Source organism: Shewanella sp. SP1S1-7 (assembly GCF_031932105.1).
Lineage (GTDB): Bacteria > Pseudomonadota > Gammaproteobacteria > Enterobacterales > Shewanellaceae > Shewanella > Shewanella baltica.
In genome coordinates this window covers 186,928-199,842 of the sequence record NZ_JAUOEU010000001.1, presented here as the reverse complement: position 1 = coordinate 199,842, position 12,915 = coordinate 186,928, and the positions used below count along the sequence as shown (strand labels likewise).

Here is a 12,915-nt window from a genome sequence, read left to right as displayed (position 1 = left end):
AGCGATTCCATCCCAATCAATGACGCTTCCAGTGTAACCTAGGGTATGAGTACTGCCCAGTTTAAGTTTCGGGTTCGATTAAGGTAAGTTTATTAGCAAATCATGAATTTACAGCCATTTACTGAGAATCTGAGCCCAATTCTGTGGATTTATCCTGTGATAACTGCATTTTCCGCATTGCGACACGTAACAATGTGAAAAATTTCACTTTCATGTTTGAAAATTGCTCAGTACCAAACTACTTTTTAATCACTGTACAATTATTGTGAAATCCATATGACATACAAGGATGGGGTCGTTGCGTTACTTGCGGCAGGCGTTGGATATTTACTGGGTTTAATCACTTTATTGGCTATCGGGCCGATTATATCCGTGTTGATTATGTTGCTTTGGCAATTTTATCAGCACAAGCAAAAGCTATCAGTTCAACAGCACGATGATAAGTCCTCAAACAGCCAATTGGCCGCAGATTGGCAAGCCCATATCAGTCTGTACCAAGAGTCAATCACGACGCTTAACGGCTGCGAGGCTAATATTGACAGTGTGCTAGCGGTGCAAGGTGACGCAGTCAATTTGCTCGGTGAGTCATTCGATGGTTTAGGGCGGTTAATGACGGAGCAGACAGGATTTATTTCAGATCTCGTTAAGAGCACTGATGATGCTGAGTTATTCCATTCAGATCAAATGAAGCAATTTGCCAACAATACCTCAATGACGTTAGAGCGCTTTATTCAATCCACCATAGAAATGTCGGCATCAACTATGGAATTGTTGGAAAAAGTGAATCTAATCTACGAGTCTATGCCTCAAGCAATGAAAGCCTTGCAAGACATAGATCAAATCTCGTCCCAGACTAATTTGCTGGCTTTAAATGCGGCAATTGAAGCGGCGCGGGCGGGTGATGCGGGTAGAGGCTTTGCCGTTGTGGCAGATGAAGTGCGCGCTTTATCCACTCGTAGCGCAGGTTTTAGTGAAAGCATACAAAAACAGCTTAAATCAATTCAAATTCAGATTGAACAATTAACCGTACACGTAAGTAAAGTCGCCGCTCAAGATATGACTTATATTATTGATGCCAAAAAGGATATAGATACTGCACTAAGGCAGATTATCGTTAAAGCAGAGAAGGATTCTCAAGTGATTGAACGTATCGATTCATCGGCACATGAACTAGAACAAGCCATCTCGGATACTATTCGGGGATTGCAGTTCAGTGATATTACTTCCCAAAGCCTGATTTACACAAATCAGTCCCTAAACCATTTAAAAGAATCGCTCAATCGCGTCACCACTATGTCACAACAGGAGTTTGGCATTAAGGGGGATGACATCACAATACAAATGAGTCGCCGACGTCAGGAGACGCACAATCCCGTATCAAGGGATCAAATTACCTGTGGTGAAATTGAACTCTTTTAATTAGGGATATCACAATGTCAAATATTCAAACAATTCCATTGCCAGAACGCTTTGATTTCTATTATCACAAAACATTTACGTACAACTATCAAAGCATCATTAAACTGGAAGGGATTAATCATATTATTCTCGATTTTAGCCGAGTGCTTTATTTGGATAGTTCCGCTTTAGGCATGATGGTACTACTACATCGTAAGGCACAGGAGCGACATATTTCGACCTCTATTAAAGGTGCACATGGTCAAGCCGAGGAAATACTTAACATTGCTAACATGCAGAAACTCTACATTATAGAGAATTGCTAGTCATGAAATCATTAATAGCAAAGAAGAACTATATATTAGTCATCGATGACGATGTTATGATGAGCCAGGCAATTAGTGGCTTTATTCATGAAAAAGGTTACCACGTCATTGTTTGTAATAATCTTGAGGAAGCTTTCTCAGAATTATCACAATATAAGATTGACCTTGTGCTGATTAATTTTTGGCAGCCAGATGGTACAGCTCTAATTTTACTTGAACATTTAAATGAAGAAAAAATAACGACTCCAGTCATAGTGATTAGCAATACTAAGGAACATCAGTCCGTATTAGAATGTTTTCGAATGGGCGTGTTAGATTTTGTTGTTAAGCCGATTAACCTTGAGATATTTTGGTATAAAGTCGAGTGCTTATTAACTCGGGTTAAGTTACAGCATGAAGTTAAGTTACAAAGAATTGAACTTGAAAAAATGCTGTATGAGAAGGCCAGAGAAGAACACATGGCCCGGCATTTGTTTGAGCACTTAGTCAATATTGATAACACGGACTTTGACTTTGTGAAGACCTACTGTCAAGCAAGTGCCAATTTTAGTGGTGATATTATCCTTAATGGTATGGCTCCCAATGGCAATTTCTTCCTAATTCTAGCCGACTCTACAGGTCATGGCCTGAGTGCGGCCATGCCCATTATGCGTGTCGCGAGCACATTTAGAGCTATGGTTTCAAAGGGTTTTTCTTTAATTACACTGATCTACGAGTTGAATGCCAAGGTTCACCGTGAAAATCCAGAAGACAGATTTGTTGCCTGTATTATTTTGGAAGCCGATTTTAATCGTAATAAATTACACATTTGGAATGGCGGTATGCCTCCTCTGTATATTCAGTCCAATGAGTGCGACAACTTATCCCATAAAGCGATAGAACAATTTAAATCGACCAATATGGCACTGGGTATATTGCCGCCACATACTTTTATTGCTGATATTTTTACCGTTGATTTACCGATTAATGGCCATGCCTGTCTTTTTAGTGACGGTTTAATTGAGCAATATACCCATGAAGAACGCCCATTTGGTATTGATAAATTAAAGGAGTTGTTTATTAATTTATCCGGTGGCCTTACCCATTATTTAAATGAAAGTATGCATGAATACTGCTCTACTGAAAATATTGCAGATGATATTACGATTTGCACTTTAGATTTCGAGAAACTAAGCAGTTGGCATCAAAGTCGAGAAGTCAGCCGAGTGCAATCTATTATGGACGGTGAGTTTTGTTGGGATGTCAGTATCGCCGGACCTATGTTACTCAGCGCTGACTATTTAAGCTCATTAAATCAATTTTTAAGCATATTTGGCTTTGCCACTCATTTCTGCCAACGGGTTTTTACTGTCGTTGCAGAGTTATCTAGCAACGCCATTGACCATGGTGTACTAAAATTAGATTCACGGCTAAAAAACGATCCAGAAGGCTTTGAATTGTACCATAGTATTAGGGAGAGCTTTGCTGACAGACTTACATTAAATGATTGGGTGAAAGTGAGTATTATCTGGTGCTCATCGCAAAATGAGTTACATATAAGTGTGAGTGACAGTGGGAAGGGTTTTGCGGGTGATGAAAACATCATTGCAGACATTCCTCAATTGTCTGGTCGTGGTCTATCACTGGTGAAAACATTATCTAAGACCTACGAATTAGTACCGCCAGGAAATATAACTAAAGTCATAATGGAATAGCGCATGAGTAAAAAAATATTAGTGGTTGATGATTCGGCAGCGATTCGACAAATGGTCGAAGCGACTCTTAAATCGGTTAGCTACCAAGTGGTACTGGCAAAAGATGGTCGTGAAGCCCTCGATATCTGTAACGGGCAAAGATTTGATTTTATTCTGACTGACCAGAATATGCCGCGAATGGATGGGCTGACCTTAATTAAATCCTTACGTGCTATGTCGGCATTTATGCGTACGCCGATCATTATGCTCACGACGGAAGCGGGCGATGACATGAAGGCGCAAGGAAAAGCGGCAGGTGCAACTGGGTGGATGGTAAAACCCTTTGATCCTCAAAAGCTGTTGGCTATTACGGCTAAAGTGCTGGGTTAACTGCAACGGGGTGCGCTATGTCCATCAATATGGCCGAATTCCATCAGGTCTTTTTTGAAGAAAGTCATGAACATCTTGAAAATATGGAACAATTGCTATTGGCATTGGACCTGGCTTCTCCCGATCCTGAAGAACTGAACACTATTTTCCGTGCCGCCCACTCGATTAAAGGCGGCAGCGGTATTTTTGGTTTTACCGCACTCACCAGTGTCACTCATGTTATGGAAAACCTGCTGGATAAAACGCGCAAGGGTAACTTCCAGCTCACCTCATCCACCATCGATTTACTGCTGAGTACCGTTGATACTTTATCCCATATATTGAGTCTGTATCGCGAAGAAGATCCTATTGATTGGCAAGAAGTCGAGTACAGCAAAAGCCAATTAGTCGCAGCGTTAAATGGCGAAGTTTTTAGCTCCTCGGTTGCAGTACGCAATGGCACTGATACTGTGAATCCTTCAATCACGCCAAACGTTAAAGCCGTGCCCGTGGAAACAGAGGAGTCACAGGATTTTGGATTTTTCGAAGATGAAATGGCTCGCGATATCGCTATTGAAGGTGAAGACTTTGGCTTTTTTGATGAGGCTTTTCAAGCCGAAGAAATCAGCGCACAAAGTGTCATAAATGATGTCAGCAATGCTGAGAAAGCGGCAGACCCACTTGGTGTCATAGCTGACGATGATGAATTAGGCTTTGGTTTTTTTGAGGCATTAACCCCCGAATCCTTCGCCAATGAAATCGAGTTATTGAGCTCAAAGCCTGTGGCACCTCAGGTTGCTGAACCCGTCACCCCACGAGCCAATCAAGCTAAAGTCATCGCAGATAGTAGCCAAACTAAACGCGGCATATTTAAAGAGAAGGATAAAGAGAGCGCAACTAACTCTAAAGCGTCCTCTGTTGTCAGTGTTCCCACCAGTGCTTCTGTCAATCCTAGCTCGCTTGCAGCACCTTCTTCAAATGCAACAAGTCCAAATACGGCATTCAGTTCATCCGCTATTTCCCAAAATACGCCCCAAGAAGTGAAAGCTGCGACTAAGAAACCTGCTGCGTCGGCCCAGGATGCTACTTTAAGGGTCGAAACCTCCAAAATAGATACCCTGGTCAATTTAGCGGGCGAGCTGGTGATCACTCAGTCCATGCTAACGCTAATTGGCAATGAAATGACGGGCGATTTAGGCGAGCGGCTGAAGACGGCACTCAATGAGTTGGAACGCAATACACGTGAGATGCAGGAAGCCGTTATGTCGGTACGTATGCTGCCAGTCTCATTTGTATTCAACCGATTCAATCGTTTAGTGAGAGATCTTTCTGAGCAACTGGGTAAACATGTCAATCTCGTTATTGAAGGTGGCAACACAGAAATTGATAAGGGCATGATTGAAAAGCTTGTCGATCCGTTGACCCATTTAGTACGCAACAGTTTAGATCACGGTATCGAAAAACCTGAAATACGGCTCGCAGCGGGTAAATCAGAAGCAGGCGTATTATCCCTAAAAGCCAGCCAAAGGGGCGGCAATATTGTTATCGCAGTGCATGATAATGGCGCGGGGTTAAACCGAGAACGCATTATTCAAAAAGCGCGGGAAAATGGTTTGCAAGTGGCTGATAACAGTAGCGACAAGCAAGTTTGGCAATTGATTTTTGCAGCAGGATTTTCAACCGCGCTTGAAGTCACTGATGTATCTGGCCGCGGTGTCGGTATGGATGTGGTGCGTCGGAATATCGAAGCCTTAGGTGGACGCATTGATATTGAGTCGGTTGAGGGCCAAGGTTCAACCTTTGAAATTCAATTGCCACTCACGCTCGCCATTGTAGATGGTATGAGTGTGTCTGTTGGCAATCAGATCTATATTTTGCCTTTAGTGCACATCATAGAATCCATTCAGCCACAAACGGAACAACTTAAATTTCTCGCTAAAGAACGGCTCTTAAAAGTACGTGAAGAGTACTTACCTCTACTTAATCTTTATCAACTGATGGAGATTGAGCCCAATGCGAAGAGCCCAGAAGAAGGCATAGTGGTATTGCTGGAAAGTAACCACAAGCGCTTTGGCCTGTGCGTTGATGCCTTAGTTGGCCAGCAGCAAGTGGTGATTAAAAGTCTTGAAAAACATTATCGTAGGATCCCCGGTGTTTCCGGCGCCACCATTATGGGCGATGGTAGCGTCGCGTTGATCCTCGATGTCGAATCGCTCGCATTGCACATTAAAAATTAAGGAAATAGCCATGGAGAGTCGATCAACTATGACCGCCAAAGTGGAATACAGCACCCATGACGAGGTGGAGTTTTTGAGTTTTATGCTCGGTGAAGAGCACTATGCCCTCGACATTATGTCTGTGAAAGAAATCCGCGGTTATGAGTCAGTCACCAAAATTGCCAACGCCCCCAGCTTTATAAAAGGCGTGATTAATCTACGCGGTGACATAGTGCCCATAGTGGATTTACGGATGAAATTTGCTGTTGGAGCAGTCACATATAACGAATTCACTATCGTCATTATGCTCAACGTATTCGAGCGTATTGTCGGCATAGTGGTCGATGCCGTCTCCGATGTGATTAAGCTATCAGCGGAGGAAATCTTACCCGCCCCAGAATTTGGAGTGGCGTTCGATAGCCGCTACCTTAAAGGCTTAGCCACGGTCGAGGATAAGATGATCATTTTAGTAAATATTCAGGCTCTGATCAGCAGTGATGAGCTGGGTCTAATTGATGCAAATAGTCTGACTGATCAGGAGTAACAATAATGAGTATCTTCAAATTTTTTGGCAATGATGAAGCGCGTGAACAAAGGGATGAAGAGCGTCAGCGCTATTTTCAGCTACTCGATAATAGTGGCAATAGCTTCATGATTGCTGACAGTCAGCGCAATATCATCTATGCGAATAAAGCCGTTGTCCGTTTGCTGCAAGAGGCCGAGGACGATATTCGTAAAGAGTTACCCCAATTTTCGGTCGCTAAACTGATCGGCAGTAATATTGATATTTTCCACAAAAATCCAGCGCATCAACGCAATCTATTAGAACGTTTGACTCAGTCCCATACTGCACAAATCACCATTGGCAAGCGTACCTTTAGGTTGATTCTGACGCCAATTATCACGGCTGAAAATAAACACTTAGGCACAGGTGTTGAGTGGATAGATCGCACCGAAAGTATCGAAGCTGAACGAGCAACTCAACGCATTCTTGAAGCGCTCAATAATACCAGTACCAACGTTATGATAGCCGATGCTAACCGTACGATCATTTATATGAATCGCTCGGTCGAAACTATGCTACGCCATTCTGAAAGTGAGATCCGTCAAGCCTTACCGCACTTTTCCGTGGATAAAATCATCGGTAGTTCGATGGATATCTTCCACCGCAATCCTGCCCACCAGGCGAGTTTACTCGATAAATTAGACCGCAAATATGAATCGCTGATTAAGGTCGCTAGCTGCCATTTCCGTTTAACCGCTAGCCCCATAGTGTCTAAAGAAGGCGAGCGCTTAGGGACAGTGGTTGAATGGCTCGACCGCACTATTGAAGTGCAAACTGAGCAAGAAATTTCCCGCATTGTGACCGCAGCAGCAGCGGGAGATTTCTCCCAAAGGGCGGACACAGACGGCAAACAGGGCTTCTTCCTGATGCTGGCGAACAACTTAAATTCGCTAATTGAAACCTCGGACCGTGGGCTACAAGATGTGGCGCGCGTACTGATGGCGCTGGCGGATGGCGATCTCACCACCCGCATTTATAACGACTATGAAGGCACCTTTAATGATTTGAAAAATTACTCAAATCAAACGGCTGAAAAGCTATCCTTCATGATCCAAGATATCCAGCGAGCGGCAGATACTATCAATACCGCCTCGGCAGAAATAGCCCAAGGCAACGCCGATTTATCCAGCCGCACCGAAGAGCAAGCTTCGAGCCTAGAGCAAACCTCCGCCAGCATGGAGGAGCTCACAGGTACAGTGAAACTCAATGCAGATAACGCCAGTCAAGCCAATGCCTTAGCATCTAAAGCTTCGGAAGTCGCGGTGGACGGTGGTGAGCTTATCCAACAAGTGGTACAGACCATGGCATCGATTAATGAATCGGCGCGTAAGATTGCCGACATCATTGGTGTTATCGATGGCATTGCATTCCAAACCAATATCTTAGCGCTTAATGCCGCCGTTGAAGCCGCGCGGGCGGGTGAGCAAGGCCGTGGCTTTGCTGTGGTCGCATCAGAAGTGCGCAGCTTAGCCCAACGTTCGGCCAATGCCGCTAAAGATATCAAGGCATTGATTTCAGATTCTGTGTCTAAAATCGAGAGTGGCAACAGCCTTGTCGGTAAGTCCGGCGATACCATGAAGGAAATCGTCATCGCCATTAAACGGGTGAACGACATCATGGCGGAGATAGCTTCAGCCTCTAATGAGCAGGCTATAGGTATCGATGAAATCAGTAAAGCCGTAGTGCAAATGGATGAAATGACGCAGCAAAACGCCGCCTTGGTTGAAGAAGCGGCCGCTGCAGCTGAAAGTATGCAATCCCAAGCACAACAACTGTCGGACAGTGTTGCCAGCTTTCGCGTAGACGATGAGGATGAAGCCCCAAGGCACAGTAACGCGCGATTAGCAGCGCCTAAAGCGAAAGCGGTGAAACCCCTTAAGCAGCTACAACCTGTAGCAAGAGCAAGGGCTACAGATAAACCTAAAACCAATGCGATGAAGCCCATAAAGCAAGATCAAGATGAATGGGAAGAATTTTAATTGAGCGAAAATAAACCATTGGATCGAGAGTTTGCCTATACCTCGGTGCATTTTAATACCGCAAGGACGACGCTATATCGCTTAGCGGGGATCAAGCTCGCCGATAGCAAGGATGCTATGGTGTATAGCCGTTTAGTGCGGCGGATCAGGACATTGAAATTAGCCGGATTTTCGGCTTATTTTGAGCACCTATTAAGTCATGAAAACGAGCATCAAGAATTTATTAATGCGTTAACCACTAATCAAACGGCTTTTTTCAGGGAACCGCATCACTTTGAGGTGTTAAAACAGTATTTAATCGATAACCCTGATACGCGCAGGATCTGGTGTGCTGCCAGTAGCACAGGGGAAGAACCTTACTCCATAGCCATTGTCGTCGCTGAACATTTCAACAGTTTTAAAACGCCTATCGAGATCATTGCCTCCGATATCGACAGCGGCGTGCTTAAAAAGGCTGAAATGGGCATTTATCCCTTAGACAGGATCGATACTGTCAGCGATATCCGTAAGAAACGGTTTTTTCACCGCGGACGCGGAGCACAGTTGGGGAATGTGCGCGTGGTGCCTGAATTAAAACAAATGATCAAATTTATTCGCATCAATTTACTCGATTCATTTTGGTCGTTAAAAACGCCAATCGATGTGATTTTTTGCCGAAATGTAATGATTTATTTCGATAAAGAAACCCAGGAAGTCATTTTAAAACACATGATGAACTCCCTCAGCGAGGATGGGCTTTATATTGCGGGGCATTCTGAAAATTTCAACATGTTCCCGCAAATTATCACTGCCGTAGGCCAAACAACCTATCGGCCAGTGAAGGGGCTCATGAGTGCTAAAACCTAATATCGAATATGCCATTTCAGAGCCTAATCGTTATCATGACCACCATTTTGGTTGCGATGCAGTGAAGATCTTGCCAGGCGAGTATTTTGCCACCCGTGAAGATACCATGATAGTGACAGTGTTAGGCTCCTGTGTGTCCGTGTGTTTGTATGATCCTAAGCTCAAAATCGGCGGAATGAATCATTTCTTATTGCCAAGCGATAACAGCAATTGCACAGGGGTGCTTGCCGACTCAGCCCGTTACGGTGTGTATGCGATGGAGTTATTAATCAACGACTTGCTCAAGCTTGGCGCGCAGCGTAATTCACTCGAAGCTAAGGTGTTTGGGGGCGGCAACATGTTGCGTAGTTTTACTGTACACAATATTGGTGAGCGTAATGCGGAGTTTGTGATTGAATACCTCAATCTTGAAAATATCCCTATCATTGCCGCCGATTTACTCGATGTGTATCCACGTAAGGTGTATTTCTTTCCCCATACGGGCAAAGTGAAAGTGCGCAAAATTAAGACCATGCACAACAGCACCATTCTTGACCGAGAAAGTGAATACCGCTTACGGGTTCGTAATCTCCCCACGGGCGGCGACGTTGAACTATTTGGTGATTAAGTTATGACGATCAAAGTACTCGTTGTTGATGATTCAGCGCTGATGCGCAGCCTACTGGGTAAAATGATTGAGGCTGACCCTGAGTTGTCTCTGGTTGGGCTCGCTGCCGATGCCTATGAGGCCAAGGATCTGGTGAATCAATTTCGCCCCGATGTGATTACCTTAGATATCGAAATGCCCAAAGTGGATGGTTTAACTTTTCTAGATCGTTTGATGAAAGCTAGGCCCACTGCGGTAGTAATGATTTCCTCGTTAACCGAGCAGGGCGCGGATGCGACCTTTAATGCCTTGGCCTTAGGCGCGGTGGATTTTATCCCTAAACCGAAATTAGACTCGCCCCAAGGTATCCATGATTATCAGGATTTGATTTTAGATAAGATCAAATCTGCCGCGAAAGCCAAACTCATCAAGCCGCAGAAATTTGTTGAGCCAGTACGGCCAGTGTCGAGTAAGCGGCCGGTATTAGCCAATACAACCCTGACACAGCATTTAGTTGCAATAGGTGCTTCCACAGGCGGCACCGAAGCCATTTTGTATGTATTACAGCACTTACCTGCGGCTATGCCACCGATAGTGATCACCCAACATATGCCAGCGGGTTTTACCCGCACTTTTGCCGAACGCTTAAATCGATTGTCGCGGATCACAGTTAAAGAAGCCGAGCACGGTGAGCGACTTTTGCCCAGTTATGCCTATGTTGCCCCTGGCGATCATCATCTTGAGATCATTAAAGTGGGCGGCAGCTATAAAGTGAAATTAACCCAAGATGAAAAGGTCAGTGGCCACAGGCCGTCGGTCGATGTGATGTTTAATGCACTGGCCCAATGCGCCGCGCCTAATATCAGCGCTATGATATTAACCGGCATGGGCAAAGATGGCGCCGAAGGTATGGTGGCGCTGCATCAAAAAGGCGTCACCACCTTTGCCCAAGATGAACAAAGTTGTGTGGTATTTGGTATGCCAAGGGAAGCGATAAAGTGCCGCGCGGTGGATTATGTGGTGGAGTTGTCGCAGATGCCGAGCAAGCTTATCAACCATTTAAGCTCACTGTGATTGCTGCTTTTAACGTGCTTTAAAAGTAATCATCAATATGGCGGTGAGCCAAACGAATGACATTACGGCCAGACTCATGCACCGGATGAGTGAATGGCGTTCAATCCTGCTCACTTGGTGAAAACACTAATTGATTTCGGCCTAAACGTTTCGCCTCGTATAAGTGCTTATCCGCCAGTAATAAGCAATCTTGAAACTCTTCACATTCGTCCGAGAACACTAAGCCGCCGCTGAGCGTCACTTTAAACTCGACGCCATCTTCGACAAATACAATATGGCTAAAGCTCTCGCGGATCGCATTTAACTTAGCAATGGCCAGTGGCTTTTGCATATCTGGCAGCACTAGCATAAATTCCTCGCCACCGTAGCGACCGGTAAAGTCCGTTTGCCGTAAGGATTGTTGTAACAGATGGGCAAAGGCCAGCAACACCTTGTCACCACCAGCATGGCCATAGGTGTCGTTAACCTTCTTAAAGTGATCTAAATCGAACATAGCAATACACACTTGAGAGTTAATTCGTTTAGCCACGTTATAGCAACGTCTCGCGGCAACCAGAATTTGGGTATGGTTTAACAGCCCTGTTAGGCTGTCGCGGCTTGCCGAACTGCGAATATCATGGCCACGTTGGGCGCGGGAAATCACCTGGGCGACAAATAAGCTCGGCGCAGTTTGCTTCGAAATCAAGTCATCTGATCCCGCTTGTATGATGCTGACTTTATTCTGCATCGTATCATCAGAGCTCAACACGAGAATTGGGCTAGAAGTGTATTTATCCAGTTGGCGGATCATCTTTGCCAGTTCAAGCCCGTTGACCTCAGGCATGTATAAATCGAAGATGAACAGATCGGGTTCAAACTGTTCAAGGGCGGGGAACACTTGCTCGGCACTCGACAAGCCTTTCACCATTAAACCGTGACTGCGTAATAGGCTTGAAAAATAATCCACCATAGATTGTTGGTCATCCACCAGTAATACCTTCAAAGGCTGTTTCTCTGACATCTTGAGAGATTGATGAATTTTGCGCACCAATAAGGTGGTTTCAGCGGGTTTGACAAAATATTCGCTGACATTGGCGCGAATGGCCAATAGCCGCATGTCAAAATCCCCCCGCGACGATAAAACAAACACTCGAGTATTGTTCTTCTCAAACTCAGTAGCAGCTTCGAACAAGGCTTCTTCAGTCCAATCGGGTAGAATTAAATCTAATAAAATCAGATCGAAGGGCGATTCATTTTGCACCACCAGAAAACTCGTGAAATCCAAAAAGTGCTGCACACTAAAACCGAATTCCCGCAGCTGTTTAGTGATCATAACTCCCACGTTATTATCGTCTTCTATGATGGCAATATGGTGTTCATGGCGCGCCTTTGATGGTTTATAGGGGCTTTGCTGCATTTGCGCCTCCACTACTGGAGCCGACGGTTGACCGCGCCTATTGTTTTGTAACAATTGATGGAAGAGGGTATCTAAGCTTTTAATGGTAGGCAGTTCGGGGGCGGGGGCATTGAGCAAGCCCTTAAGCTGCAACTCGAGTTTATCGACTATGTGTTTGGTATCCGACAACCCAAAGGTTTCGCTCGATCCTTTTAAGTTATGCACCTCGCGATAAACGGCGGACAACATGTGTGCGTCCCATTTTTTCCGCAATGAAATCCACAAGGTAATGATTTGCTTATTTTTATCCGGCAGCGCATGTAAAAATTGCCGTCTAAGCTGCTCCAACGAATCTTCAAAACTCATAGGCGATAGATATCCTAAATGATTGAGCCATAGGCCTTTATCCCGATGTCGTCACAGCCCGAGACGATGAAACCCTTTTACACTAATACTAAAATTGACTCTGTTCTCCACAGAAGGATGCAATAGATTCAATCAATTGCGC

11 protein-coding genes are annotated in these 12,915 nt (G+C 44.7%); 10 read left to right on the top strand and 1 reads right to left on the bottom strand.

Annotation, left to right across the window (positions count from 1 at the left end; all coding sequences use genetic code 11):
* Positions 1 to 276 precede the first annotated feature (276 nt).
* Genes Q4Q49_RS00900 through Q4Q49_RS00855 form a run of 10 tightly spaced genes read left to right on the top strand, consistent with a single transcriptional unit; the run spans position 277 to position 11,032 of the window.
* Positions 277 to 1,419, top strand: coding sequence for a methyl-accepting chemotaxis protein (locus Q4Q49_RS00900; RefSeq protein ID WP_311998388.1), 1,143 nt, complete (start codon positions 277 to 279; stop codon positions 1,417 to 1,419).
* A gap of 14 nt (positions 1,420 to 1,433) precedes the next feature.
* The gene (locus tag Q4Q49_RS00895; protein ID WP_311998387.1) at positions 1,434 to 1,724 is read left to right on the top strand and encodes an STAS domain-containing protein; all 291 of its coding nucleotides are present in this window, start codon (positions 1,434 to 1,436) and stop codon (positions 1,722 to 1,724) included.
* Positions 1,725 to 1,726: 2 nt separating this feature from the next.
* Positions 1,727 to 3,418, top strand: a complete 1,692-nt coding sequence (locus Q4Q49_RS00890; RefSeq protein WP_311998386.1) for a SpoIIE family protein phosphatase — start codon at positions 1,727 to 1,729, stop codon at positions 3,416 to 3,418.
* A gap of 3 nt (positions 3,419 to 3,421) precedes the next feature.
* Positions 3,422 to 3,787 (top strand): response regulator, encoded by a 366-nt coding sequence (locus tag Q4Q49_RS00885; protein ID WP_106650549.1) that lies wholly within the window; start codon positions 3,422 to 3,424, stop codon positions 3,785 to 3,787.
* Positions 3,788 to 3,804: 17 nt separating this feature from the next.
* Positions 3,805 to 6,003 (top strand): chemotaxis protein CheA, encoded by a 2,199-nt coding sequence (locus Q4Q49_RS00880; RefSeq protein WP_311998385.1) that lies wholly within the window; start codon positions 3,805 to 3,807, stop codon positions 6,001 to 6,003.
* 10 nt (positions 6,004 to 6,013) lie between these two features.
* Entirely contained in the window at positions 6,014 to 6,526 is a 513-nt protein-coding gene (locus Q4Q49_RS00875) for a chemotaxis protein CheW (RefSeq protein WP_311906157.1), read from the top strand.
* A 5-nt stretch (positions 6,527 to 6,531) separates the two neighbouring features.
* The gene (locus Q4Q49_RS00870; RefSeq protein ID WP_311998384.1) at positions 6,532 to 8,526 is read left to right on the top strand and encodes a methyl-accepting chemotaxis protein; all 1,995 of its coding nucleotides are present in this window, start codon (positions 6,532 to 6,534) and stop codon (positions 8,524 to 8,526) included.
* The gene (locus tag Q4Q49_RS00865) at positions 8,527 to 9,372 is read left to right on the top strand and encodes a CheR family methyltransferase (protein WP_012089259.1); all 846 of its coding nucleotides are present in this window, start codon (positions 8,527 to 8,529) and stop codon (positions 9,370 to 9,372) included.
* Positions 9,359 to 9,979: a chemoreceptor glutamine deamidase CheD gene (cheD, locus tag Q4Q49_RS00860; protein WP_012089258.1), complete on the top strand. Its 621-nt coding sequence runs from the start codon at positions 9,359 to 9,361 to the stop codon at positions 9,977 to 9,979. Before Q4Q49_RS00865 ends, cheD begins: the two co-directional genes overlap by 14 nt.
* A 3-nt stretch (positions 9,980 to 9,982) precedes the next feature.
* Positions 9,983 to 11,032: a chemotaxis response regulator protein-glutamate methylesterase gene (locus Q4Q49_RS00855; RefSeq protein ID WP_311998383.1), complete on the top strand. Its 1,050-nt coding sequence runs from the start codon at positions 9,983 to 9,985 to the stop codon at positions 11,030 to 11,032.
* Positions 11,033 to 11,132: 100 nt separating this feature from the next.
* Here the strand turns inward: Q4Q49_RS00855 and Q4Q49_RS00850 are convergent, their stop codons facing one another.
* Positions 11,133 to 12,773, bottom strand: a complete 1,641-nt coding sequence (locus tag Q4Q49_RS00850; protein ID WP_311998381.1) for a diguanylate cyclase — start codon at positions 12,771 to 12,773, stop codon at positions 11,133 to 11,135.
* Positions 12,774 to 12,915: the final 142 nt, after the last annotated feature.

Bases quoted from the DNA above. Each gene is read 5' to 3' on its own strand.
- Q4Q49_RS00875 (WP_311906157.1), top strand. From the start codon at position 6,014: ATGGAGAGTCGATCAACTATGACCGCCAAAGTGGAATACAGCACCCAT.
- Q4Q49_RS00890 (WP_311998386.1), top strand. From the start codon at position 1,727: ATGAAATCATTAATAGCAAAGAAGAACTATATATTAGTCATCGATGAC.
- Q4Q49_RS00900 (WP_311998388.1), top strand. From the start codon at position 277: ATGACATACAAGGATGGGGTCGTTGCGTTACTTGCGGCAGGCGTTGGA.
- Q4Q49_RS00855 (WP_311998383.1), top strand. From the start codon at position 9,983: ATGACGATCAAAGTACTCGTTGTTGATGATTCAGCGCTGATGCGCAGC.
- Q4Q49_RS00870 (WP_311998384.1), top strand. From the start codon at position 6,532: ATGAGTATCTTCAAATTTTTTGGCAATGATGAAGCGCGTGAACAAAGG.
- Q4Q49_RS00895 (WP_311998387.1), top strand. From the start codon at position 1,434: ATGTCAAATATTCAAACAATTCCATTGCCAGAACGCTTTGATTTCTAT.
- Q4Q49_RS00885 (WP_106650549.1), top strand. From the start codon at position 3,422: ATGAGTAAAAAAATATTAGTGGTTGATGATTCGGCAGCGATTCGACAA.
- Q4Q49_RS00850 (WP_311998381.1), bottom strand. From the start codon at position 12,773: ATGAGTTTTGAAGATTCGTTGGAGCAGCTTAGACGGCAATTTTTACAT.
- Q4Q49_RS00880 (WP_311998385.1), top strand. From the start codon at position 3,805: ATGTCCATCAATATGGCCGAATTCCATCAGGTCTTTTTTGAAGAAAGT.